A 25,181-nucleotide genomic window follows, 5' to 3' on the forward strand; every position below is an offset into this window, starting at 1 on the left:
CTTTTTTTAATGATGAATGCTTGAAAGTTGCGTCTTATTAGCTTAACGGATATAGGTATGGGTAGTTAAAGCCTTGAAAATAGGGGTAAAGGAGAAGAATATTTTTTTATTTTTAAGTAATTGGATAGTAAAAATTAAATTGTATATTTGCAACCTTAAAAATCAATAAATCAATCCGTATGTATGCAATCGTAGAGATAGCAGGGCAACAATTTAAAGTAAGCAAAGACTTAAAGGTTTATGTTCATCGTTTGACTAATGAAGAAGGTTCAAAAGTTTCTTTTGACAAAGTTCTTTTATTAGATGACAATGGATCTATCACTTTAGGCGCCCCAGCTATAGAAGGTGCTTCAGTAGAAGCTAAAGTGTTACAACACTTAAAAGGAGATAAAGTTATCGTTTTCAAAAAGAAAAGAAGAAAAGGGTACAAAAAGAGAAACGGTCACAGACAGTATCTTACTCAAATTGTAATTGAAGGTATTTCTGCGTCAGGTACAAAGAAAGCGGCTCCAAAAGCAGAAAAAGTTGCTGAAGCTAAAGCTCCAAAAGCAACAAAGAAAGCTGATGATTTAAAGTTAATTGAAGGAGTTGGACCAAAAGCTGCAGAAGCGTTAGTTGCTGCTGGGATTGCAACATTCTCTAAATTAGCAAAAACAAGTGCTGATGCTGTAAAAGCAATTTTAGAAGCGTCAGAATCTAAATTATCTCATTTAGATCCAACTACTTGGGCTCAACAAGCTCAATTAGCTGCAGATGGTAAAATGGATGAATTGAAAAAATTACAAGATGAATTAAACGGTGGTAAAGCGGTTTAATTAATTTATTAACAATATAAAACTAATACGTCATGGCTCACAAGAAAGGTGTCGGTAGTTCCAAGAATGGTAGAGAATCAGAATCAAAACGTTTAGGTGTTAAGATTTTTGGTGGACAAGCTGCCATTGCAGGGAACATCATCGTAAGACAAAGAGGTTCAAAACACAATCCAGGTGAAAATGTTTACATCAGTAAAGATCACACGTTACACGCAAGAGTACCGGGAATTGTTAAGTTCCAAAAGAAAAGAGATAACAAATCTTACGTTTCTATACTTCCATTCGAAGTTGAAGCATAATTGATTTTCTCAATTTATTTAAAACCCGTTTCGAAAGAAGCGGGTTTTTTTGTGGTCTCTCCCTAACGTCATTGCGGGCGTCGAAGCAGTCTAAAGGGGTGGGCTAGGGTGAACAGTAGTGGGTTTTACACCTTTTTACCTAAAAAAAAGCTGCTAGCCTTTTAAAGGTTAACAGTTTTGGTATTCTATATTGCTTACTAAGTCGGGAGATTCCGAAGGGTGTTTTTTTTTTTTTTTTTAATGTCTGATAAGATTGGGCAGTTAGTTCTTTCAATGAATTTTAAATTATCGACGAAGAAGATAAAAAGCTTGAGATTGGTTTACGCTACGGTTTTGTATAAAATAAAGGCATTTAATAAAAAGTAAAAAAAGGCAGGTAAAGAAACTAATAATGAATCTTTCATCTTTATTCTTACTGCCGTGCCAAGAAGCATCAATAAAGCCAGGCATCCTGAAGCCAGAACTAAAACAGTATAGTTCTGTAGGCCTATAAATAAACCTAATGCTCCCGCCAATTCTAAAATTGCGGTTAACGGGCCAAATTTTTCAAGACCAAAGCGTTTAAACTCATTTTTCATATTCGAGGAGACAAAATAAGCTATCCCGTAGACGAGGAAGGAGGTTGCCGAAAAAAAAATAAGGACATTTAAGAAATTCATGTTTTGATTATTAGGAAACAGATAGTGCTACAAAAAGAGATAGTGCTAAAAGTAATAAAGAAGGCAGGTGTTTAAACCATGGATTTTTTACTTTGAAATGAAAAAACTGTGCACATACCATTAAAAAAGCCATTGCGAGTGCCGGTATAAAGACTAATGTTGGAAACCATATTCCAGTTATTAACAGTGTTGCCAACGCCATTTTTGAAGCGCCTACTATATTCCTTGTCAAATCGGACAAGCCGAATTGTTTAAATTCTGTAACGATGTTGTCAAATCTGAAAATCCAAACATAAGCTACAGAAATCGCGATTACAAGTTGGGCGATCGTGGTGTATATAATCATAATTTTATATTTAAATTTTTTTTCTTGATTTTTACAAATAAAGCTTGTCAGTGAATTTATTTCTCTAAAGTAATCAAATATACTATAATTAAGAATCGGTTTTATATAATTATAAAGTAAAGTCGCTCTGCAGTGCATTTCTGCCAGAAGACATGTGTATGGTTAAAAAACAACAATGTTGTTTATAGATTACAGCGAGAGGGATAGTAGCGGCATCCTTTTGTGAAAGTCCCGATATTTATCAGGACTTTCATAAAAGATACTGCGAATAGCCCGACCCGCAGGGTCTCGCCCTAAAACAAAAAAACCCTCGCTTCTCAGCAAGGGTTTATATAAATCTAAAATTATAAATCAGCAATCGCTACCCGAGCCTGAAAGGCGAATAGGCGAAGCAATCTACAATCATTTAGTATCTATAATATTCTGGTTTGAATGGACCGTCAACTGGCACTCCAATGTAAGCAGCTTGATCATCACGTAAAGTTTCCAATTCAACTCCTAATTTAGCTAAGTGAAGCATTGCTACTTTCTCGTCTAAGTGTTTTGGTAACATGTATACGTCATTATCGTAGTTTGCGCTGTTTTTCCACAATTCGATTTGAGCTAAAGTTTGGTTTGTAAATGAGTTACTCATTACAAAACTTGGGTGACCTGTAGCACAACCAAGGTTTACTAAACGACCTTCAGCCAAAAGGATGATGTCTTTACCGTCAATAGTGTATTTGTCAACCTGAGGTTTGATTTCAACTTTAGAAGCTCCGTGGTTAGTGTTTAACCAAGCAACAGCAATTTCGTTATCAAAGTGTCCAATGTTACAAACGATAGTTTTGTCTTTCATTTGCTCAAAGTGAGAACCAAGAACGATATCTTTATTTCCTGTAGTTGTGATGATGATATCAGCATTTCCAACAACAGTGTTTAATTTTTTAACTTCAAAACCGTCCATTGCAGCTTGTAAAGCACAAATAGGATCGATTTCAGTAACTGTAACAATAGATCCAGCACCTCTAAAAGAAGCAGCAGTACCTTTTCCTACATCACCGTATCCACATACAACAACTCTTTTACCAGCAAGCATAATATCAGTTGCACGACGAACTGCGTCAACTGCAGATTCTTTACATCCGTATTTGTTGTCAAATTTCGATTTAGTAACCGAGTCATTAACATTGATTGCAGGCATAGGTAAAGTTCCAGCTTTTACTCTTTCGTACAATCTGTGAACTCCAGTTGTAGTCTCTTCAGATAATCCTTTGATTCCAGCAACTAATTCTGGATAACGGTCGATAACCATGTTAGTCAAATCTCCACCATCATCAAGGATCATGTTCAATGGTTTTCTGTCCTCACCAAAGAAAAGAGTTTGCTCGATACACCAGTCAAAATCTTCTTCATTAAGACCTTTCCAAGCGTAAACTTGAATTCCAGCAGCAGCCATAGCAGCAGCAGCTTGATCTTGAGTAGAGAAAATGTTACAAGAAGACCAAGTAACTTCAGCACCAAGAGCGATTAAAGTCTCGATTAAAACTGCAGTTTGGATTGTCATGTGTAAACATCCAGCAATACGAGAACCAGCAAGTGGTTGTTCGTCTTTATATTCAGAACGAAGTGCCATTAAACCTGGCATTTCAGCTTCAGCTAATTCAATTTCTTTTCTTCCCCAGGCTGCTAGAGAGATATCTTTTACTTTGAAAGCCACAAAAGGCATAGTTGTAGTACTCATTTATAGTATATTTGTAATTATAAATTTTTTGCAAAATTACGTAATATCTTTAGAAATACACTAATTTCTAAAAGATTTATGAAATGTTTAAGGGGTTAATCTTTTGAATATTAACGTAATAATTTTTAATTTATCCCAGTTTATTTTTTGGGAGGAGCTATTTCCCGCTGTACACTATATCTTTTATGGCTAACACCGCCATAATAAGGATGCCGTTACCATCGGGGCTAAAAATCAGGATACGAACAACATGCCTTTACATAAAACCATAAATTTCGCTCAATGTGTCGGGTCTTCGACTCAAATTTTCGTTTGGAAAATTACCGAGAGTTATTCCGACTTATTTGCTGGAGTGCTCTTGAATGAGAATAATCTCAGGCGACTTAGCGGTATGAAGTCTGAATTGCATCAACGGGGATTTCTAAGTGTACGTATGTTGTTGCAGGAAGCGGGTTACAGTGATTTTGATTTACATTATGACGAATTCGGCAAGCCTTATCTCAAAAATGGCAAATATATCTCAATTACCCATTCCCATCATTTTTCGGCAATAATCGTCAGTGATCAGACTGTAGGAATCGATATCGAATTACAACGAGAGAAAATCATCCGAATCGCAGATAAATTTGTTGACGAAGAATTTAGCTATTTAGATAAAAATAATCAGGAGGAATACATCAAGAAACTCACCGTGATTTGGGGGGCGAAAGAAGCGATTTTCAAAATAAGAAACGAAAAGGGAATTAGTTTCAAAGATCATATCAAAGTCAAAGCATTTCGATTAGATGATAAAGAATCCAAAGCGGAACTTCACTTTGATGATATTGTGAAAAATTTTAAATTGTTTCATGAAGAAATTGAAGGTTTTGGACTTGTGTATGCCTTCGAATAAAAGGAATCAGTTTTTTATTATTCAGAAAAAAAATCGCGTAAATCAGTAGAATTCGCATATCAAATAATGGTAAATATTTACAAAGAAATCATACAGGCAAAAAATGAGTTCAAAAAACTCCTTGCTATTCTTCTTGATCCCGATAAGATTGTCTGGGATAATTTGGAAAATCTAATTGCCAAAATAAATCATTCACCAGCAACCCATATATTCATTGGCGGAAGCCAGGTTAAAACAAATAGAATTGACGAATTAATTATTCGGCTGAAAGAAAAAGTGAATTTGCCTATGGTGCTTTTCCCTGGTAATCCAACTCAAATTTCAAATGAGGCCGATGCTATTTTATTTCTTTCGTTAATCAGTGGCCGAAATTCAGATTATTTAATCGAACATCAGGTTAATGCGGCACCAATTCTTAAACAAACCAAACTAGAAGTTATTTCTACTGGATATATGCTCATAGAAAGCGGAACGGAAACTGCTGTAGAACGCGTGAGTAAAACAAAACCTTTAGGCAGGGAGGATTTCCAATTGGCTTTGGCGACAGCCCAAGCAGGAGAAATGCTAGGGAATAAATTGATATATCTGGAAGCTGGAAGTGGAGCGAAAAGAGCAGTTCCGTTAGGAATGATTGAGTTAATTGCTCAAAACATCAAAATTCCATTAATAGTTGGGGGTGGAATTGTAGATTTGCATGATATTCAAAAAGCCTATGATGCTGGCGCTGATTTGGTGGTAATAGGTACGGCTTTTGAAAATGACCACGATTTTTTTAATAAATAGCTCCAATTAAGAATTAATAGAAGACCATGATAGATTTTTTTCTAGATGCCTACAGTAATGTGTCCATGACCCATATAATATTAGAATTCATCGTTTTTGTATTCGGTATTTTAAGTGTTTGGTATGCGAGACAAGAAAACATTTGGGTTTACCCCACAGGACTTATAGCAACAATTATTTCGACTTATTTGCTTTATAATGCGGGATATCTTGGTGATATGATGATCAATGGGTACTTTTCAATAATGAGTATTTATGGATGGTATAAATGGACTAGAAAAGTAAAAGACACTGATAATATGCCAATTACCAGAACCAATAGTAAAGAAAAAATAATTGGTATTGTGTTGTTTTTTGCTACAATTTTTGTAGTTTTCGGGATATATAATCTGTTTGATTATGAAATAAATGCAGACAATTATATTGACATAATTGCTTCAGGAATATTTTTTACAGGCATGTGGTACATGGCTAACAAGAAAATCGAGAACTGGACACTTTGGATTATTGGCGATTTGATTGTCACTCCGTTATATGCTTATAGAGGTCTAGGGATGTTGTCGTTACAATATTTAATTTTTACAATTTTGGCTGTTTCAGCTTATTTAGAATGGAGGAAAATCTTACGCAAGAGCAATCTGCAATTATAAAAATTGCTATGTTTGGTCCAGAAAGTACTGGAAAAACAACTTTGGCCATACAACTGGCTGAATACTACAAAACGGTCTGGGTTCCCGAATTTGCGAGGGATTATTTGCAAGAAAAATGGGATAAAAGCCAGCTTATTTGTGATGTCGATGATATGTTACCTATAGCATATGGTCAAACTAAATTAGAAAATGAAAAACTAGCAGTGGCTAATAAGTATCTGTTTTGTGATACTAATTTAATGGTTACTAAAGTTTTTTCAGAAGTGTATTATGATTATTGTGATCCATTATTGAATGAAGCAGCACAAGAGCACGAATATGATTTGTTTTTTCTAACGGATATTGATGTTCCCTGGGAAAAGGATGATTTAAGAGACAGACCTCAAGGAAGAGAGTCTGTTTTTACTGTTTTTAAAAAATCATTGGTAGATAATAACAAACCATTTATTACACTTTCTGGAGATAAAGATTTACGTCTTAAGAAAGCGATATCAATTATTGATGACTTGGCTAAAGCCAAAGAAATGGGATTATCATCAATTGATTTTGTGCAGTTATATGAGCACGGAATTTCGTTAGGGAATTTTAAAAAGCAACTAGATATATTTGAAAAAGGAATTTCTAAAACGGAATTAATAGAGCCAGCTACATTGGATAATGGGATAGTTAATCTTTCTGAAAAAGAATCAAAAGAAAAAGCTGCTTTTTTTGATGATAATAAGGATGACTATACACTACTCAAATTTGTTCCAGCTTCTGGAGCGGCTAGCCGAATGTTTAAGTTTTTAATTACTTTTTTAAAGGAGTTTAGCGTTACAAAAGAAAGTATTAATGCGTATGTAAACAGAAAAAAAAATAATAAGCTTCCCGTTTTTGTGGTAGGTTTAGAGAAATTTCCGTTTTATGAAGAAATTGACAAAAAGTTAAGAGAAGAAATTTTAAGTTTTGATTCTCTTCATAGAAATTTAAAAATATACTACTTTATTAAGCTGCTATTGTCAGGAGATTATTTTGATTATGCAAATAAGCCTAAGGGAGTTCTCCCTTTTCATAAATACAAAACACATACAGCAACCGCTATAGAAGAGCATTTACAAGAATGTGTTCAATATTCATGTTCAAATGGGGTATCTAATTTGCATTTTACGGTTTCAGAAGAGCATTTGCCTCAATTTGAGGCAATAATAAATACTATTAGACCTTTGGTTGAAAAGGAAGCTAAAATAAGTATCGATGTGAACTATTCTTTTCAGAAAAAAAGTACGGATACGATTGCTGTAAATGTCAATAATAGCGTTTTTAGATCAGAAGTTAATAAACTAGTTTTTAGACCTGGAGGTCATGGCGCTTTAATTGAAAATCTAAATAACTTAGACGCTGATATTGTATTTGTCAAAAATATTGACAATGTGAGTCAAAATGATGTTGATAAGGTTGCTTTTTATAAAAAAGTACTAGCCGGAATTTTGATCGAATTGCAACAGAAAACATTTTATTATTTGGAGCGTATTGACTGCGGTACCATTGATATGATGTTACTTGATGAAATTGTTGCTTTTTTAAAGGAGAATCTAAATGTAATTCTGCCTTTAGATTTTAATAATTTGAATTTTGAAGAAAAGGCACAGAGTATTGTAACATTACTTGATAGGCCTATCAGAGTATGCGGAATGGTAATAAATGAAGGAGAGCCTGGAGGAGGACCATTTTGGACTAAGAATGGAGATGGGGTAGTTTCTTTGCAGATAGTTGAATCTTCTGAAGTCGATTTGGTAAACAAGAAACAAGAAAAGATATTGACTGGTTCGACTCATTTTAACCCTGTAGATTTAGTTTGTGGGATTAAAAACTATAAAAAAACAAAGTTTGATTTAACACAATTTGTTGATCAGGATCGCGGTTTTATTGTTGAGAAAAGTATTTCTGGAAAAGATATTAAAGCATATGAATTACCTGGTTTATGGAATGGTGCGATGGCTAATTGGTTAACAGTTTTCGTACAAGTGCCGTTAGTTACTTTTAATCCTGTAAAAACAGTGAATGATTTGCTTAATGGAGCGCATCAACCAAAATAGGCTTATGAAATAAGTGGAGCAAATGGAAATTCAAAATCTCATATCAGAGCTAAATTATAAAGCAGTTCGAAGTAGCGGTGCTGGCGGTCAGAATGTCAATAAAGTCTCGTCGAAAGTGGTCTTGTCTTTTGATTTAAAAAAATCAAAAGCTTTGACGGAGGAAGAAAAACTGTTGTTAGAAGCAAATCTGTCTTCGCGTTTAACTACAGATTCAATATTAATTTTGAATTGTGATGAAGACCGAAGCCAGTTACGGAATAAGGAAATTGTCACTAAGCGGTTTTTAGAATTGATCAAAAAAGGATTGACTGTACAAAAGCCTCGAAAAGAGACAAAGCTGCCGAAATCTGCAATCAGGAAACGGATAAAGAATAAAAAGAATGTGTCTCAGGTTAAAAAAAATAGAAGGAAACCTGATTTGGATTGACCGAATTATAATTCGGCTTTTTGTTTGAATTTTTAACTTGTTTGCTTTTATTTGTGATGCCCAATTAAATTGTAAAATCTTGTTGGATTTTAATTTTTTTTAAGATTATATTTGTGCCGTCTCAAAGGGGTGCTCTAAATAACGAGCTGAGATCATACCCAACGAACCTGAGCGAGTAATGTCGCTAAGGGAAAAAATGACAAAACACAATAGTGTGCACGCTATCTAATTGTCATAGGAAACAATCATTTATTAATTAACAAAAAGAATAATTCCCCCTTTTATTTGTAATTTTATTTACAGATGAATACAATTATTGGTTACAGAGTTGCAAAGTCTCAAAGTTGCAAAGTCTCAAAATTACAAAAATGTGCAAACCGCAAAACATTTTTATTTACTCTTTTCTCTATTTTCTTTTCTCTATTTTCTTATTCACAGGTTAAAGATACTACGCAGGTTAATCAACTCGATGAGGTGCTGGTTTCGGCAGTGCGTGTTACTGCAAAAACACCTGTTAGTTTTAGTAATTTAGACAAAAAGGAAATCAAGTTTCGAAATCTAGGACAAGACATTCCTATCTTGATGAATTATTTACCATCTGTTGTGACAACATCTGATGCTGGAAATGGCGTTGGTTATACTGGAATTCGGGTGCGTGGTAGTGATGCAACGCGTGTCAATGTGACCATCAACGGAATTCCTTACAACGACTCAGAAAGTCATGGAACGTATTGGGTAAACATGCCTGATTTTGCTTCTTCGGTAGAAAGCTTGCAGTTGCAACGCGGTGTAGGTACTTCTACTAATGGATCTGGTGCTTTTGGCGCAAGCCTAAACATGCTTACAGATAGTTATGCTAAAGAAAGTAATGGCGAAATTTCTAATTCTTTTGGAAGTTTCAATACTCGGAAACATACGGTAAAGTTCAGTACGGGTTTGATTGATGATCATTTTGAATTGGCAGGAAGATTATCTGCTTTAAAATCTGATGGATACATTGACCGTGCAAGTTCTGATATGAAATCCTATTTCTTGCAAGGAACTTATGTGGGAGAAACTACCTTGATAAAAGCATTGGCTTTTGGAGGAAATGAAAAAACATACCAATCGTGGAATGGATTAGAAGATTTGGATGTTTTAAAAAATGATAGAACATTCAATACTGCCGGAATGTTTACTGATGAAGCTGGGAATACTCGTTTTTATGATAACGAAACTGATAATTACCAGCAAGATCATTACCAATTGCATTTGAGCGAAAAAGTATCCAATCATTGGAATACAAATCTGGCTGTTTTTTATTCAAAAGGGAAAGGCTATTATGAGAACTATAAAGAAAATGCAAAATTCTCTGATTATGGACTAACTCCAATTGTTCTTTCTGGAACAACAATTAATAAAACGGATCTGATTCGCCAAAAATGGTTGGACAATGACTTTTACGGAACTACATTTTCTGCCAATTATAAAAATGAGAAGTTGGATGTAATTCTTGGTGGAGGATATAACAAATACGAAGGAAGTCATTTCGGGAAAGTGATATGGGCGCGTTATGCTTCAACATCTGAATTGGGAGACCGTTATTATGATGATGCGGCGACAAAAACTGACGGAAATATTTTTGCAAAAGCAAACTATCAAATAGCAGATAAACTAAGTCTTTTTGGTGATTTGCAATTAAGAAATGTGCATTACAAAGCCAATAGTCCTGAAATAGGTTTGGTTAACGATAATTTTAATTTTTTCAATCCAAAAGCGGGTTTGAATTTTGAAATTAGTGACAACAATCAGTTGTATGCTTCGTATGCAAGAGCCAATCGCGAACCTAACAGAACCGATTATGAAAACGGAAGTCCAAAACCTGAAAAACTAAATGATTTTGAGCTGGGATTGCGTCATGGTTCTGAAAAAATTAAGCTTAATGCCAATGTGTATTATATGGCGTATAAAGATCAATTGATTTTAACTGGTGAGCTCGATGATGTAGGTGCTCCAATTCGTAAAAACAGTGGTGATAGCTATCGTTTAGGTTTAGAGGTTGATGCTACAATAGCGTTATTGGATAACTTAATTATTAGACCAAACTTTACCATTAGCAGTAACAAAAACAAAGACTTTAATTTTGAAAGAGACGGGGTGTTAACTGCTTTAGGAAACACTAATATTGCGTATTCTCCAGATTTTATCGCAGGTAATATCATTACTTTTTTACCTGTGACTAATTTGCAAGTTTCATTACTATCTAAATTTGTTGGAGAGCAATATATGGGAAATATAGATTCAGAAGGATCTAAATTAAAATCCTATTTTGTAAACGATTTGAATGTTTCTTATGAGTTTAAACCTAAGTCGGTTTTCAAATCTATATTAGTAACAGGATTAGTAAACAATATTTTTGATTACAAATATATTTCAAATGGTTATTTCTATACCTATGATGATAACTGGAGTGATCCAAATCAAATTACGACTATTGAAGGAGCTGGGTATTATCCGCAAGCTGGGATTAATTTCCTTGTAGGATTGACGTTAAAGTTTTAGATCAAAAACCTATTATATAGTAAAAAGCCCGAAAGTTTTACTTTTGGGCTTTTGTATTAATTATAAACGCGCAAGACATTTCCGTTAACCTCCACACGATATTGTTTTAATGGATACTGTGAGCCAGCTTGACTTAAACCAGTGAATAAGCTGTATTCAGTACTGTCGCAAGGACAAATCAGATTAATTCCTTTTAGGGTCATGGTAGAGCAACTGCTAATTACTTGATTAGGACAAGCCGCATCAAAAGCATTGTAACCACTTCCTGTATTGAATATATAAATTCCCTTTGCACCAACACCAGCGTAATATATGGCATTACTAGGGTATTGCAAGTTCGAATATGCAGGTAAATTCATATTGATGTCTATCGTAAAAGTATAGTTAGGTATATAAGGATTTTTATTGTTAAAACTACTGTCGCTACAGCCCAAAAACAAGGTCAATACAATGAGTATGAGGAGGTGTTTTTTCATTATTTAAAATAAATTAAAAGTATTAGTTAAACAAATTTAATTTATTTAACTTTGAATTAAATATGATTAACATATTATTATAGACAAAAGTAAAACAATAATATTCTTGTGGAAAGAAATCCCGTCCTGATGGGATTTTTTCTATTTACATAAATGATGAAACTATGAGTGCAATATCTTATTACACAGCAGAAGGCTTAAAAAAATTAAGAGAAGAATTAGATTATTTGAAAAGTGTGATGCGTCCAAAAGCATCCGCAGATATAGCTGAAGCAAGAGATAAAGGGGATTTATCTGAAAATGCAGAATACGATGCAGCAAAAGAAGCACAAGGAATGCTTGAGATGAGAATTGCCAAACTAGAAGAGGTTCATTCTAATGCTAGACTAATTGACGAAACACATCTTGATGTGTCTAAAGTCTTGGTTTTATCGAATGTGAAAATTAAAAACAAGTCTAATGGGATGGAATTGAAATACCGATTAGTAGCCGAAAGTGAAGCGGATTTGAAAACGGGTAAAATCTCTGTAACCTCTCCAATTGGGAAAGGTTTACTAGGAAAATCAGTTGGGGATGTTGCTGAAATTACAGTTCCAAACGGAGTGTTACAATTTGAGATTTTAGAAATTTCACGTGACTAAAAGTGCAACAAACTATTTATAATCCATTTTAATATTTAGCATATGAGTTCAATTTTCATGAAAATCGTAAACGGTGAAATTCCATCTTATAAAATTGCCGAAGACGATAATTATTTAGCTTTCTTAGACGTGAATCCTAATGCAAAAGGTCATACTTTATGTATACCCAAATTTGAAGTCGATAAGATTTTTGATATGGACGAAGCTCACTATTTAGGGTTGATGCATTTTTCAAGAAAAGTAGCCATCGCGATAGAAAAAACGGTTCCTTGTAAAAGAGTGGGTATGGCAGTTGTAGGTCTTGAAGTGCCACACGCCCATGTTCACTTGATTCCACTTAATGAAATGGATGAAATTCGTTTTCAAAATAAAGTTACTTTATCAAAAGAAGAATTTGAAAATCTTGCAAAAAGCATTCAATTGAATTTTTAAACAAAATGACACCATAAAAAAAAACACGATTTTCGTGTTTTTTTTATGAAAAAAAAGAAATTATATGAGAGCTATTTTTTTGTCTCTATGCTTGTTTTTATCTCTTTTAAGTTTTTCTCAAGTTAAGAATGAATTTGCGGGAATTGACTCTAAAATGGATAAAATACCTACTCATGATAGTAATTCGACAATTGCTATAGCGAACTATATTTCTTCAAATTTTAAAACAGACGCTGAAAAAATCCGTGCGCTGTTTTATTGGACAGCTTCAAATATTAGTTATGATATTTCTAAAATGCTTGCGCCAAATGTCAATGAAACAACTCAAGATAGAATTGACAATGTGCTAAAGACTAAAAAAGGAGTTTGTAGCCATTATGCCGAAGTTTTTAATGATGTTTCTAATAAAATGGGAATAAGCTGTTATGTGATTGAAGGTTTTACAAAACAAAATGGAAAGGTTGCCAACTTATCTCATGCCTGGTGTGCTGCAAAAATTGACAATAAATGGTATTTATTTGACCCAACTTGGGGCGCTGGTTATGTAAATAATAATACGTTTTTTAAAAAATTAAACAATTCCTATTTTAAGGTGCAACCTAATGTATTAATTACATCACATATGCCTTTTGATTATATCTGGCAGTTTCTAGATTACCCTTTAACCAACAAAGAATTTTTAGAAGGAAAAAGACAAGCACAAAATTCTAAAAAGCAACTTGATTTTGAAAAAGAAATAACGAGATATACGTCTTTATCAGATAGTGATAAGGCATTTGAGTCCTCTGAAAGAATTGAGAAAAATGGACTGCTTAATACATTGGTTATAGAACAATACAAATATAAAAAGGAAGCATTTAGGATTTATACTCAAAATAAAAACATAGAAAAATTGAATGCTTTATATACTAGTTATAATGAGAACATTTTTTTTCTAAATGATTTTATTATTTATAGATTTAAAAAATTCAAACCAACTCAATCTGATGAGGAGAAGAGAAATTGGATTCAAAATGTGAAGAGCAAGTTTAAAAAATGCGAAACTGATGTTTATAATATTGGAATCGTAGGGACTGAAAATACTGGAAGTTTATCTAATTTAAAAAAATCAATAGCAACTGCGTTGATGCAAACGGAAGAGCAAGAACAATTTTTAATGGAATACTTGAGTAAGAATTCAATAGGAAGAAAAGTAATGCTAAGTAATTTAAAAATTAGAAATTGATTATTTTACTTTGTACGATATTTGCATGGTAGTTCCTTTTCCAACTTCGGAATGTAGCACCTTTATAGCACCTTTGTGGTATTCTTCAACTATTCTTTTTGTCAAGGAAAGTCCTAAGCCCCAACCTCTTTTTTTGGTTGTAAATCCTGGTTCAAATACAGATTTGAATTGATTTTTCTGAATTCCATTTCCGCTATCAGAAACATTAATTTTTACAGAATGGTTTTCCAGTTGGATTTCTAGAGCTAGTTTGCCTCTGCCTTTCATCGCGTCAATAGCATTTTTTACAAGATTCTCAATCGTCCAGCTATGTAGAGTAGGGTTGATCATTACATAAATTGGAGTTTCTGGACTTTTAAAAGTAAATTCAATCTGCCTAGAAAAACGAGATTGAAGATAATTATAAGATTGTAGTGTTTCTTCTACGATATCTTTTTTCTCTAATATGGGTTCTGAACCTATTTTTGAGAATCTATCCGTAATGGTTAGTAATCGATCGATGTCTTTTTCGATTTCTAAAGTGGTAGATTCTTCAACGTTGTCCGCTTTTAGTATTTCGACCCAGCCTATCAGTGAAGAGAGTGGCGTTCCTATTTGATGTGCTGTTTCCTTGGCCATTCCGGCCCAAAGTTTATTTTGCGTAGCTATTTTAGTACTTCTATAAAAATAATAAACTAAGGCAGCAAATAATACGATAATGAGTAGTAATGCTATAGGATAATATTTTAGTTTATTGAGTAATGCCGAATTTCCATAATACAGCTTCTGAAATTTTCCAGGTACATATTCGATAACAATGGGGTCATTTTCATTTTTTAAATCGAATAAAAAAGAGGCGGCCTTTTGCTCGTTTATTACAATTTGCTCGTCAATATTAACAGTATTGATAATACTGTCATGCTCAGTCAGAATTATAGGTATAGAAGTGTTGTTGCTGAAAATTTGCAGCGGAAGTTCAACATCAGTATTTTCGCCAGCATTAATGAGTGTTTTTTGAGCACTTGCCCAAAGATTCATTTTTAAACGTTCTTCATTTTTGAAAATTTGAAAAAAAGTATAGGTATTCCAAAGGATTAGTGATATTATCAAAAATGAAGAGAAAATAATGATCCAACGAGTTGTGTTTTTTCTTTCAGAAAACTGCATAAATGAGATTTTGAGGTATAAATATAACGAAATATTAATAGGATTATTTTAGTTGGTACTAAAAGGAGTTTTTTTGTATAATGAAAATGTTTTTAGCGTTAAATGATTCCTCACTCTTTCTATAGTAAAACCATTTCCTTACTTTTGCAGATCGAGTTAAGAAAATAATTAACAACCAACCAACTATGATTAGCATTGATCCAAAAAGTATAGAAACGGCTAAATTACAGGGTTATTTACAAGGTTCTGTTGGACCTAGACCAATAGCGTTTGCAAGTACAGTTGATGAAAATGGAAATCCAAATTTATCTCCTTTTAGTTTTTTTAATGTTTTTAGTGCTAATCCTGCCATTCTTGTTTTTTCGCCAGCAAGACGTGTTCGCGACAATTCGATTAAACATACTTTAATCAATTGTGAGGCTACGAAAGAGGTGGTAATTAATGTGGTAAACTTTGATTTGGTACAACAAACTTCACTTGCGAGTACAGAATATGCTGATTGTGTCAATGAGTTTGAGAAATCGGGTTTAACAGCGGTTGCCTCAGATGTAGTCAAACCATTCAGAGTAAAAGAATCTCCAGTTCAATTTGAATGTAAAGTCAATCAAATTATCGCGTTAGGGACAGAAGGTGGTGCAGGAAACTTAATCCTTTGCGAGGTTGTAAGAATTCATATTGATGAAGCAATCTTGGATGAAAATGGTTCTATTGATCAATACAAAATTGATTTAGTGTCCAGACTAGGAGGTAATTGGTATTCAAGGTCAAATCAAGGTTTGTTTGAAGTGCCTAAACCCCTATCAACGCTAGGAATTGGTGTGGATGCAATCCCAAAGTATGTAAAGGAAAGTACTGTCTTTGACGGAAATGATTTAGGTAAATTAGGTAACGTAGAAGCCTTGCCTACGACAGAAGAAGTTAGTATATTTGTAAAACAAAATTTTTCGGTAAAAGCAGTTTTAAGCTCAGATGATGTTGAAAAAGTTCATTTAGAAGCTAAAAAATACTTAAATGATAATGATGTCCTTTCTGCATGGAAGGTGCTTCTGGCAAAAAAATAATCTAAATAACAATTAAAATAACGAAGATGGAAGTTACAGGAAAAATTAAAGTTGTCAATCCAGAACAACAAATTAGCGCCTCATTTAAAAAAAGAGAATTGGTTGTTACAACAGATGAACAATATCCTCAACATATTATGGTTGAGTTTACTCAAGACAAATGTGATTTGTTGAACAATTATAACATTGGTGAAGACGTAAAAGTATCAATCAATTTAAGAGGTAGAGAATGGGTTAACCCACAAGGTGAAGCTAAATATTTTAATAGCATACAAGGATGGAGAATCGAAAAGATGGCTAATGAAGCGCAAGCTCCTTCAGCTCCTATGCCTGCTGCTCAAGCATTTGCTCCAGCTACAAACTTAAATGAAGAAGAGCCGGATGATTTGCCTTTTTAATTAAAAGCATCAATTTTATAAAAAAGCCTTGAAAATTCAAGGCTTTTTTTATGCTAAAAATTAGGCTTTATGATGGCGCCAAAGCCTATGTGGTTGCCTAATTGTGGATAGATCAAAGCGCTTACTTTTTTCTTTTTTGATATTCTAAGAGATTGAAATGGATTAATATGTGAGAATAAAATACCAGATGCCATCCCTATTCCTGCGCCAACAAGCACATCTGAGGCGTAGTGTTTATCATTGGCAATTCTAAAGGCGGCTGTTGCTCCTGCAAAAAGGAAACCACTGCTTGCGTACCAGAAATTGTCGTCTCTATATTCATAATATAAAAGTGTAGCATTTGTAAAAGCAATCGCCGAATGTCCAGAAGGAAAACTTAAATTATTGGATAAATCAGGACGGTCTCTTTTGGCTATACGTTTAGTTATTTCAACCACAACTATAGTAGCGGTATTGGCCAAGAATATGTTTAAAGTTTGATTTCGAAAATCAGTTTTGGGTTTAAATCCTAAATATTTACCTAAATAAATTTGCCCAATAGGAACTAGTGGGAATATATTATCTGCTTGTGATCTGAAACCCGGACCAAAAATAGAATTTGTTTTTGTTTGAATGTCATTATTAAATTCAGAGTTCAGAAGAATCGCACCACTCACAATAAAAGCAGTTGGTACTATAAAAGAGTTGTAGCTGAGTTTTTTTGTTGAGGTTAAACTATCCGCTTTTTGTCCATACATTTGTGTAATAATTAATGTAAAAACGAGTAGAATCGATTTGAATTTCATTGTAGTGTATTTAAAAAATAGACTAATTGATTTTTGAAATTAATTAGTTTTACCAAATTTAAGAGTATTGATTTAATTTTTAGTTAAAAAGGAATGTATTATTTATCTGAAGCTTTATTTTTCCCAACTATTTCTCAAACACATTCTTCAGGAATTATAGCCTTGGGTGGAGATTTGTCGGTTGATAGATTACAATTAGCTTATAAAAGCGGAATTTTCCCTTGGTTTGAAGATGGAGAACCTATCACTTGGTGGTCACCTAACCCAAGAATGGTTTTGTTTCTTGAGGAATTGATTATATCTAAAAGTATGCGGAATATTCTTAATAGAAACAGCTTCAAAGTTACATTCAATCAAAATTTTAGAGATGTTATTTCGAATTGTCAAAATATTAAAAGAGATGGTCAGCGGGGAACTTGGATTACTAATGACATGATTGAAGCTTATTGTAATTTGCATGAATTAGGTGTTGCGAAATCTGTTGAGGTTTGGCAGGATGGCGAACTGGTTGGTGGTTTGTATGGTATTGATTTAGGTCATGTATTTTGTGGTGAAAGCATGTTTTCTAAAGTTTCAAATGCTTCAAAAGTTGCTTTCATTTCGTTAGTTAATAATTTAAAGGCAACTAATTACAAGCTTTTGGATTGTCAGGTTTACAACCCGCATCTTGAAAGTCTGGGGTGCAGGGAAATCGAACGGGATGATTTCATGGAAATTTTAAGAGTTCAATAGCGTAGTTGTTTTCCAACAATCTTCAACGTGATCATCAACCATCCCTGTCGCTTGCATGTGGGCGTAAATAACGGTAGAGCCTACAAATTTGAAACCGCGTTTTTTTAAATCCTTGCTGATTTCGTCCGAAAGTGGAGTAGTGGCAGGGACGTCTTTTAATGTTTTAGGGTTGTTTACGATAGGTTTTCCATCGGTGAATTTCCATATATAATCAGAGAAACTACCAAATTCTTCTTGGATTTTTATAAAAGCTTCTGCATTAGAAACTGCTGAACGTACTTTTAGTTTGTTTCGAATTATTCCTGCGTCTAATAGTAGTTCTTCGATTTTGTCTTCAGAATATTGCGCTATCTTTTTATAGTCGAAATTGTCAAATGCTTTGCGGAAATTCTCTCTTTTGTTTAAGATGGTAATCCAGCTTAGTCCAGCCTGAAATGTCTCTAAAATAAGGAATTCAAACAAAGTGGCGTCATCATAAACGGGAGTTCCCCATTCCTGGTCGTGGTATTCTTTATATAAGTCGCTCGATAAGCACCAACCGCATCTTGTTTTATTTTCCATTGTAAATTATTTTATATTTTCAAAGATATTAAAACCAATCAGTATTTTGCCAAATTGGACTGTAGCTTAGGTTTTTTAATTAAATTTAGCAGCGATAAGTACACAAGTATAATACCATATTAATATGAAAAAAATAATTACAGTTCTAATGATCAGCTCAACAATGTTAAGTATTAATGCACAGGGGAATTCAGATAACCCACTGCTCAAGAAGTGGACAGGACCATATGGTGGTGTGCCGGCTTTTAATGAATATAATATATCTCAAATTAAGCCTGCTTTTGATGTTGCCATAAAGGAACGGTTAAGTGAGATTGACGCTATTGCTAACAATCCGAAGGCGGCTACATTTGAAAACACCATTGCCCAAATGGAACGTTCCGGTAAGGACTTTAAGCGTGTGATGACAGTCTATGGGATTTATTCGTCAAATTTGAATAGCCCTGAATTTGGACCTATCGAAAGAGAAATGGGGCCAATCTTAGCTTCTTTGTCAAGCAAGATTTATCAAAACAAGAAATTATTTAAGAGAATTGAAAGCTTGTACAATTCTCCTGACAAAGAAAAGTTGACAAGTGAACAACAAAGGTTGATTTGGTTAAACTATACCAACTTTGTCAAAGAAGGAGCAAATTTAGATGGGGAAGCAAAGGAAAAAGTGGCGCAAATCAATAGCGAATTAGCAGGATATTTTTCTAAGTTCAGCCAGAATTTATTAGCTGAAGAAAATAATCAATATGTGGCGTTAATTAATCAAGGTGATTTTGACGGTCTGCCTGAAGGATTGAAAAAAGCAGCTATGGCTCAAGCCAAAGAGAGAAATTTGAATGTGCTTGGGGTTATAGGGAACACACGTTCATTTGTAGATCCATTTCTTACTTTTAGTACAAACAGAGAATTAAGAGCTAAAGTTTGGAGTATGTATGTTAAAAGAGGGGATAATGATAATGAATTTGATAATAAGTCAACCCTTGTTAAAACTTTACAGCTAAGAGCAAAGAAAGCTAAATTACTTGGATTTCCTACTTTTGCACATTGGAACCTAAGCAATAAAATGGCAAAGACTCCTGAACGCACCATGGAATTGATGCTGTCAGTATGGGAACCAGCGGTTGCGCAGGTGCATAAAGATGTTGCGGCAATGCAAGAAATTGTAGATGCTGAAGGTGGGAATTTTAAAATTTCACCTTGGGACTATCGTTATTATTCGGAGAAAGTCAGAAAAGAAAAATACGATTTAGATCAGAATGTAGTTAAGGAATACTTACAATTAGAAAAATTGAGAGAAGGTATGTTTTGGGTTGCTGGTGAATTATTTGACTTGCAATTCAAACAGATTTCGAATGTTCCCGTATATCATGCTGACGTAAGAGTTTGGGAAGTTTCTAATAAAACAACCGGCAAAGTAGTTGGTCTTTGGTATTTTGATCCGTATGCTCGAAAAGGAAAACGTTCTGGAGCTTGGATGAATGCGTACAGAAACCAAGAAAAGATGGATGGAGCAGTATTGACAATCGTCTCTAATAATAGTAATTTTATTAAAGGAGCAGATAATGAGCCTATTTTAATTTCTTGGTCAGATGCGACAACTTTGTTTCACGAGTTCGGTCATGCTCTTCATGGATTGTGTTCTAATGTTAATTATCCTAGTCTTGCAGGAACTGCAGTTGCTAGAGATTACGTTGAATTTCCTTCTCAAATTTTAGAGCGTTGGCTTGAGACTCCTGAAGTCTTGAGCAAGTTTGCATTGCATTACAAAACTAATGAGCCAATACCGATGGCTTTGGTAGAACGTATTGAGAAAGCGTCTACTTTTAATTCAGGATTCTCAACAGTAGAGACTATTGCAAGCTCATTAGTGGATATGAAATTGCATTTAGCTGGAGAAACATTAATTGATCCTAGTGATTTTGAGCGTGAAACCTTAAGTGAATTAAATATGCCTAACGAAATTGTAATGCGTCATAGAATACCGCAATTTGGACATATATTTTCAAGTGACGGTTATGCTGCGGGTTATTATAGTTATTTATGGTCTGATGTGATTAGTACGGATGCTTTTGAGGCTTTTACTGAAGGAAAAGGACCTTATGACAAGGAAGTGGCAAAAAGACTTTATGATAGTGTATTTAGCGTAGGAAATACTACTGATCAAGAAGATGCCTATAGAAGTTTTAGAGGACGTGATCCTAAAACAGATGCCTTAATGAGATCTAGAGGTTTTGACTCTTTTAAAGGAGAAGCTAAATAATAGTTTAGAAATAGTAGACAAAAAAAAGAGCGATTTGAATTTCAAATCGCTCTTTTTGTATTTTAGAAGTAAATTAGGATTAACCTAAAGCAGCTCTTTTAAATCCTGTAACAATAAGATCTTTATCTAAAGACTTTACGTAGTTAGCAACACTTAATTTGTTGTCTTTAATGTAATCTTGGTTTACTAAAGTATTGTCTTTAAAGAAACGAGCCAATTTACCTTTAGCGATATTGTCTAACATTGCTTCTGGTTTTCCTTCTTGACGAAGTAAGTCTTTAGCGATTTCGATTTCTTTTTCGATAGTTGCAGCATCAACACCTTCTTCGTTTAAAGCGATCGGAGACATTGCAGCAGCTTGCATAGCAACATTTCTAGAAACTTCGTCAGCACCAGCAGGAGCTGCGGATAAAGCAACTAAAGTAGCGATTTTGTTTCCAGAGTGGATGTAAGATCCTACGAAAGCACCTTCTAATTTCTCAAAAGTTCTGATTTCTAATTTCTCACCGATAACTCCTGTTTGCTCGATTAATTTATCAGCAATAGTAATTCCGTTGAAATCTGAAGCTAAAAATGCTTCTAAAGAATCGTAGTTCAATGCTTGGTTAGCCATTTCAGTAGCCATTTTCACAAAGCTTTCGTTCATTCCTACGAAGTCAGTTTCACAGTTTAAAGTGATTACTACACCTGCAGTTTTGTCAGCATTAACAACAGCAATAGCAGCTCCTTCAGTAGATTCTCTATCTGAACGGTTTGCAGCTACTTTTTGTCCTTTTTTACGAAGGTTTTCGATAGCTAATTCGAAATCTCCTTCTGCTTCAACTAGTGCTTTTTTGCAGTCCATCATTCCTGCACCAGTTGCTGTTCTTAATTTATTTACGTCTGCAGCAGTTATAGTTGCCATATGTATTATTTTTTAAGGTTAAAAGTAAAAATTCCAATTCTTAAATCCCGAACCCCAATTTTATTAAATTATCAACTTATTGTTTCTAATTTTATTATGGAACTTGGAATTTAAAATTTGGAATTTAAAATGTTGTTTTATTCTTCAGTTGCTGGAGCCGCTGTTTCAGCTGCTGGAGCTGCTGTTTCAGTTGCTACTGGAGCTACTTTTTCAGCCGCTGGAGCTGCTACTGTTTCAGCAGTTGCATCAGCTTCTTTGTCAGAACCTCTATCAGAAAGTCCTTCAACAATTGCCGCTGTAACTAAAGATAAAATTTTATCGATTGATTTAGAAGCATCATCATTTGATGGAATTACATACTCTACTTCACGAGGATCAGAGTTAGTATCAACCATTGCAAAAACTGGAATGTTTAATTTTTGAGCTTCTTTTATTGCGATGTGTTCAGCTTTGATATCTACTACAAATAATGCAGCTGGTAATCTTGACATATCAGAAATTGAACCTAAATTTTTCTCTAATTTAGCACGAAGACGATCAACTTGTAAACGCTCTTTCTTTGAAAGGGTCATGAAAGTACCATCTTTCTTCATTTTATCAATAGTAGCCATTTTTTTAACAGCTTTACGGATAGTTACGAAGTTAGTTAGCATTCCACCAGGCCATCTTTCAGTGATGTAAGGCATGTTTGCAGCTTTTGCTTTTTCAGCAACGATGTCTTTTGCTTGTTTTTTGGTAGCAACGAATAATATTTTTCTACCTGATGCAGCGATTTTTTTCAAAGCTTCATTAGCTTCTTCAATTTTTGCTGCAGTTTTATATAGATTGATAATGTGTATACCATTACGTTCCATATAAATGTACGGAGCCATATTTGGATCCCATTTTCTAGTCATGTGTCCGAAGTGAACACCTGCTTCTAGTAATTCTTTTACTTCTACTTTGTTTGACATTTTTTGTACTAGTTTACGTTCTGTTGATTAGCAATGTATAAATGGCGATTGCTCGGCTAAATACATTTAGATGCTAAACTAATTCCTACCTCGGTAGGCAACAACAACATTGTTTTAAATTCAATAATAAATTCAATAAGTCTTGAATAAATGTATTCAAGACAGGCAATATTAACGTTTCGAGAATTGAAATTTCTTACGAGCTTTCTTCTGACCGAATTTCTTACGTTCAACCATTCTTGGATCTCTTGTCAATAAACCTTCTGGTTTCAAGATTAGTCTGTTTTCAGCATTTACTTCACACATAACACGTGCTAATGCCATTCTTACAGCTTCTGCTTGTCCAGTTGAACCACCTCCGTGTACGTTTACTTTTACGTCAAAGTTAGTTGCGTTCTCTGTCATAGACATAGGTTGCATAACTTTGTACTGTAAAGTAGCTGTTGGGAAGTAAGTCGCGAATTCTTTTTTGTTTACAGTGATTACTCCTGTTCCTTCCGAAACATAAACACGTGCAACAGCGGTTTTTCTTCTACCGATTTTGTGAATAACTCCCATTACTTAAGATCGTTAAGGTTAACTGTTCTTGGTTTTTGTGCACCTTGTTTGTGCTCTGAACCAACAACAACATTTAAATTTCTGAAAAGTTCAGCACCAATTTTGTTTTTTGGTAACATTCCTTTTACCGCTTTTTCTACTAGTAATGCAGGATTTTTCGATTGCAATACTTTAGCAGTTAAAGTTCTTTGTCCCCCTGGGTAACCTGTGTGACGCATGTAAATCTTCTCGTCCATTTTGTTACCTGTAAGGTTGATTTTCTCTGAGTTGATAACAATTACGTTATCTCCACAGTCAACGTGCGGTGTGTAACTTGGTTTGTACTTACCTCTTAAAATCATAGCGACTTTTGAAGCAAGACGACCTAAGTTATGCCCATCTGCATCTACAACAATCCACTCCTTTGTAACGGTGGCTTTGCTTGCTGATTGAGTCTTGTAGCTTAATGCGTCCATAATATTTTTTTAATTAAACATTCCATCCCCATTAAAGGGGATGCAAAAGTACAATTAATTATTTTAAATACAAATACCTTGAAAAGAATAATTTCGAGATGTTTTGTCACTGATTATCAATTGTATATTTCATATATCTTGCGTCGCTTCTCTTTTAGAATTATAGTTAATGGAGACTTTCTATTTTTATATTACTTTTGTTATCGAAAATAATATTTTATCTTGCAATTTAATGACGCGGCCGTAAAGTGGGAAATTGTTATTTTTTGATACCATAAACACTATGTGGTTGGGGCCAAAAAACCCTCGACCTCCTTAAATTACTAATAAAGTCAATACATACTTAACTATGAAAGTCAAAGCAACTCTTAAACAAATTGCAAAAGAACTTAATGTTTCTGTTTCTACAGTTTCAAAAGCACTTAATGATAGTCCGGAAATTAGTGATCAAACAAAAATAAAAATTAAAGAGTATGCGAAGCTAAAAAACTACAAACCAAACGTCATCGGTTTGAATCTTAAAAATAGAAAGACTAAAACCATAGGTGTTATTATTCCGAATATTCTTAATTCTTTTTTTGCCAAAGTATTTAGTGGTATAGAAAAAGTAGCCGATGAAAAAGGATATAATGTAATTATGTGCATTTCTAATGAGTCATTAGATAAAGAAGCACATACTCTAGAAATGTTGAGTAATGGTACTATTGATGGGTTTATTTTATCAGTTTCTGAGGAAGCCCAAAAATTGCATGAATACGATCACTTTGCTTCAATTATTAATGACGGTACTCCTATAGTTATGTTTGATCGAATAGCAGATCAAGTTGAGTGTGATAAAGTAGTGGTTGATGATTTTAACTCGGCTTTAAATTCTACGCAACGATTAATTGATTTGGGTTGTAAAAATATTGCTTTGTTTTCTTCAGTTGATAATTTAAGTGTTGGAAAATTAAGAACCGAAGGTTATTTGAAAGCACTAAAAGACAATAACATTACTTTGAATCAAGATATTATTCTGCGTACAGATTCAGAAGATGATTTAAATAATAGAATTCTAGAGATTTCTGAAGGCGTTACAATTGATGGGATTTTTGCTTTAGAAGAAAGTGATTCGGTAGCGGCATTGAAATACGGACTTAAAAAAGGATGGAAAATTCCTGAGGAGCTTTCTATAATTGGTTTTGCAGATGGGATTCTTGCTTCAAGAAGATTGTCTCCAAGCTTGACAACGGTTAGTCAACATGGTGTAGAAATTGGAGAAGTGGCAGCCAGATTACTTATTGATAGATTAGAGTCTGATGAAGAGAATAAACCTTACGAAACGGTGGTCATTAAGACTAAATTGAAAGAAAGAGAAACGACTAGAAAGTTGTAATTGCAATTAGAACTAGGA

General features: G+C 34.0%; 27 protein-coding genes. 16 read left to right on the top strand and 11 right to left on the bottom strand.

The features are described 5' to 3' along the window. Positions 1-179 precede the first annotated feature (179 nt). Positions 180-815 carry a 50S ribosomal protein L21 gene (rplU, locus tag BLV91_RS15840; protein ID WP_091435042.1) on the top strand — a complete coding sequence of 212 codons (636 nt, stop codon included), beginning with the start codon at positions 180-182 and terminating at the stop codon, positions 813-815. A gap of 32 nt (positions 816-847) precedes the next feature. Continuing rightward, positions 848-1,114 (top strand): 50S ribosomal protein L27, encoded by a 267-nt coding sequence (gene rpmA, locus BLV91_RS15845; RefSeq protein ID WP_007137428.1) that lies wholly within the window; start codon positions 848-850, stop codon positions 1,112-1,114. 320 nt (positions 1,115-1,434) lie between these two features. Here the strand turns inward: rpmA and BLV91_RS15850 are convergent, their stop codons facing one another. The 3 genes from BLV91_RS15850 to ahcY all read right to left on the bottom strand — a co-directional run bounded on the left by BLV91_RS15850 (position 1,435) and on the right by ahcY (position 3,842). After that, positions 1,435-1,773: a DoxX family protein gene (locus BLV91_RS15850; protein WP_091435044.1), complete on the bottom strand. Its 339-nt coding sequence runs from the start codon at positions 1,771-1,773 to the stop codon at positions 1,435-1,437. A gap of 10 nt (positions 1,774-1,783) precedes the next feature. Then, entirely contained in the window at positions 1,784-2,119 is a 336-nt protein-coding gene (locus BLV91_RS15855; protein ID WP_091435093.1) for a DoxX family protein, read from the bottom strand. A 406-nt stretch (positions 2,120-2,525) separates the two neighbouring features. After that, complete coding sequence (gene ahcY, locus BLV91_RS15860; RefSeq protein ID WP_091435046.1) at positions 2,526-3,842, bottom strand: adenosylhomocysteinase; 1,317 nt, start codon at positions 3,840-3,842, stop codon at positions 2,526-2,528. 250 nt (positions 3,843-4,092) lie between these two features. Here ahcY and BLV91_RS15865 point away from each other — a divergent pair, with 250 nt between their 5' ends. From BLV91_RS15865 to BLV91_RS15890, 6 genes are all read left to right on the top strand, one after another. Continuing rightward, positions 4,093-4,734: a 4'-phosphopantetheinyl transferase family protein gene (locus BLV91_RS15865; RefSeq protein WP_091435048.1), complete on the top strand. Its 642-nt coding sequence runs from the start codon at positions 4,093-4,095 to the stop codon at positions 4,732-4,734. Positions 4,735-4,800: 66 nt separating this feature from the next. Continuing rightward, on the top strand, positions 4,801-5,517 hold the full coding sequence (locus tag BLV91_RS15870) for a phosphoglycerol geranylgeranyltransferase (RefSeq protein WP_091435049.1): 717 nt from the start codon (positions 4,801-4,803) through the stop codon (positions 5,515-5,517). A 26-nt stretch (positions 5,518-5,543) separates the two neighbouring features. Further along, positions 5,544-6,167, top strand: coding sequence for a nicotinamide riboside transporter PnuC (gene pnuC, locus BLV91_RS15875; RefSeq protein ID WP_091435050.1), 624 nt, complete (start codon positions 5,544-5,546; stop codon positions 6,165-6,167). After that, entirely contained in the window at positions 6,128-8,242 is a 2,115-nt protein-coding gene (locus tag BLV91_RS15880) for a DUF4301 family protein (protein WP_175514029.1), read from the top strand. Before pnuC ends, BLV91_RS15880 begins: the two co-directional genes overlap by 40 nt. Before the next feature lie 22 nt (positions 8,243-8,264). Beyond that, a complete protein-coding gene (gene arfB / locus BLV91_RS15885) occupies positions 8,265-8,669 on the top strand; it encodes an alternative ribosome rescue aminoacyl-tRNA hydrolase ArfB (protein ID WP_091435052.1) in 405 nt (134 codons plus the stop codon). Between the two features lie 303 nt (positions 8,670-8,972). Continuing rightward, positions 8,973-11,210 (top strand): TonB-dependent receptor, encoded by a 2,238-nt coding sequence (locus BLV91_RS15890; RefSeq protein ID WP_091435053.1) that lies wholly within the window; start codon positions 8,973-8,975, stop codon positions 11,208-11,210. 56 nt (positions 11,211-11,266) lie between these two features. On the opposite strand, the gene BLV91_RS15895 is transcribed toward BLV91_RS15890, so the two are convergent. Further along, on the bottom strand, positions 11,267-11,686 hold the full coding sequence (locus tag BLV91_RS15895; protein WP_091435054.1) for a Rieske (2Fe-2S) protein: 420 nt from the start codon (positions 11,684-11,686) through the stop codon (positions 11,267-11,269). 164 nt (positions 11,687-11,850) lie between these two features. Here BLV91_RS15895 and greA point away from each other — a divergent pair, with 164 nt between their 5' ends. From greA to BLV91_RS15910, 3 genes are all read left to right on the top strand, one after another. After that, the gene (gene greA / locus BLV91_RS15900; protein ID WP_091435056.1) at positions 11,851-12,327 is read left to right on the top strand and encodes a transcription elongation factor GreA; all 477 of its coding nucleotides are present in this window, start codon (positions 11,851-11,853) and stop codon (positions 12,325-12,327) included. Positions 12,328-12,369: 42 nt separating this feature from the next. Further along, positions 12,370-12,759 carry an HIT family protein gene (locus BLV91_RS15905; protein ID WP_091435057.1) on the top strand — a complete coding sequence of 130 codons (390 nt, stop codon included), beginning with the start codon at positions 12,370-12,372 and terminating at the stop codon, positions 12,757-12,759. A gap of 64 nt (positions 12,760-12,823) precedes the next feature. Further along, positions 12,824-13,984, top strand: coding sequence for a transglutaminase domain-containing protein (locus tag BLV91_RS15910; RefSeq protein ID WP_091435059.1), 1,161 nt, complete (start codon positions 12,824-12,826; stop codon positions 13,982-13,984). Here BLV91_RS15910 and BLV91_RS15915 read toward each other — a convergent pair whose 3' ends face one another. Next, positions 13,985-15,130 carry a sensor histidine kinase gene (locus BLV91_RS15915; RefSeq protein WP_091435060.1) on the bottom strand — a complete coding sequence of 382 codons (1,146 nt, stop codon included), beginning with the start codon at positions 15,128-15,130 and terminating at the stop codon, positions 13,985-13,987. Between the two features lie 185 nt (positions 15,131-15,315). Between BLV91_RS15915 and BLV91_RS15920 the strand changes: the two genes are divergently transcribed. Beyond that, entirely contained in the window at positions 15,316-16,191 is an 876-nt protein-coding gene (locus tag BLV91_RS15920) for a flavin reductase family protein (RefSeq protein ID WP_091435062.1), read from the top strand. Positions 16,192-16,217: 26 nt separating this feature from the next. After that, positions 16,218-16,589 (top strand): DUF3127 domain-containing protein, encoded by a 372-nt coding sequence (locus tag BLV91_RS15925; RefSeq protein ID WP_091435063.1) that lies wholly within the window; start codon positions 16,218-16,220, stop codon positions 16,587-16,589. Between the two features lie 53 nt (positions 16,590-16,642). Here the strand turns inward: BLV91_RS15925 and BLV91_RS15930 are convergent, their stop codons facing one another. Continuing rightward, the gene (locus BLV91_RS15930; RefSeq protein WP_091435064.1) at positions 16,643-17,374 is read right to left on the bottom strand and encodes a phosphatase PAP2 family protein; all 732 of its coding nucleotides are present in this window, start codon (positions 17,372-17,374) and stop codon (positions 16,643-16,645) included. A gap of 93 nt (positions 17,375-17,467) precedes the next feature. Between BLV91_RS15930 and aat the strand changes: the two genes are divergently transcribed. After that, a complete protein-coding gene (aat, locus tag BLV91_RS15935; RefSeq protein WP_091435066.1) occupies positions 17,468-18,106 on the top strand; it encodes a leucyl/phenylalanyl-tRNA--protein transferase in 639 nt (212 codons plus the stop codon). On the opposite strand, the gene BLV91_RS15940 is transcribed toward aat, so the two are convergent. Beyond that, entirely contained in the window at positions 18,092-18,667 is a 576-nt protein-coding gene (locus BLV91_RS15940) for a DNA-3-methyladenine glycosylase I (protein WP_091435068.1), read from the bottom strand. The two genes, aat and BLV91_RS15940, sit on opposite strands and share 15 nt — an antisense overlap. Before the next feature lie 124 nt (positions 18,668-18,791). Here BLV91_RS15940 and BLV91_RS15945 point away from each other — a divergent pair, with 124 nt between their 5' ends. Continuing rightward, positions 18,792-20,918 (top strand): M3 family metallopeptidase, encoded by a 2,127-nt coding sequence (locus BLV91_RS15945; protein ID WP_091435070.1) that lies wholly within the window; start codon positions 18,792-18,794, stop codon positions 20,916-20,918. A gap of 79 nt (positions 20,919-20,997) precedes the next feature. On the opposite strand, the gene tsf is transcribed toward BLV91_RS15945, so the two are convergent. The 4 genes from tsf to rplM form a co-directional block, all read right to left on the bottom strand. Next, positions 20,998-21,822 (bottom strand): translation elongation factor Ts, encoded by an 825-nt coding sequence (gene tsf / locus BLV91_RS15950; protein WP_091435072.1) that lies wholly within the window; start codon positions 21,820-21,822, stop codon positions 20,998-21,000. Positions 21,823-21,959: 137 nt separating this feature from the next. Beyond that, positions 21,960-22,775 (bottom strand): 30S ribosomal protein S2, encoded by an 816-nt coding sequence (rpsB, locus tag BLV91_RS15955; protein WP_091435074.1) that lies wholly within the window; start codon positions 22,773-22,775, stop codon positions 21,960-21,962. A 171-nt stretch (positions 22,776-22,946) separates the two neighbouring features. Further along, positions 22,947-23,333 carry a 30S ribosomal protein S9 gene (gene rpsI, locus BLV91_RS15960; RefSeq protein WP_007137450.1) on the bottom strand — a complete coding sequence of 129 codons (387 nt, stop codon included), beginning with the start codon at positions 23,331-23,333 and terminating at the stop codon, positions 22,947-22,949. Then, the gene (gene rplM / locus BLV91_RS15965) at positions 23,333-23,788 is read right to left on the bottom strand and encodes a 50S ribosomal protein L13 (RefSeq protein ID WP_007137451.1); all 456 of its coding nucleotides are present in this window, start codon (positions 23,786-23,788) and stop codon (positions 23,333-23,335) included. The genes rpsI and rplM overlap by 1 nt, the downstream gene beginning before the upstream one ends. 349 nt (positions 23,789-24,137) lie before the next feature. Between rplM and BLV91_RS15970 the strand changes: the two genes are divergently transcribed. Beyond that, positions 24,138-25,163 (top strand): LacI family DNA-binding transcriptional regulator, encoded by a 1,026-nt coding sequence (locus BLV91_RS15970; RefSeq protein ID WP_091435076.1) that lies wholly within the window; start codon positions 24,138-24,140, stop codon positions 25,161-25,163. Positions 25,164-25,181 lie beyond the last annotated feature (18 nt).

The organism is Flavobacterium degerlachei, from assembly GCF_900106645.1.
GTDB lineage: Bacteria > Bacteroidota > Bacteroidia > Flavobacteriales > Flavobacteriaceae > Flavobacterium > Flavobacterium degerlachei.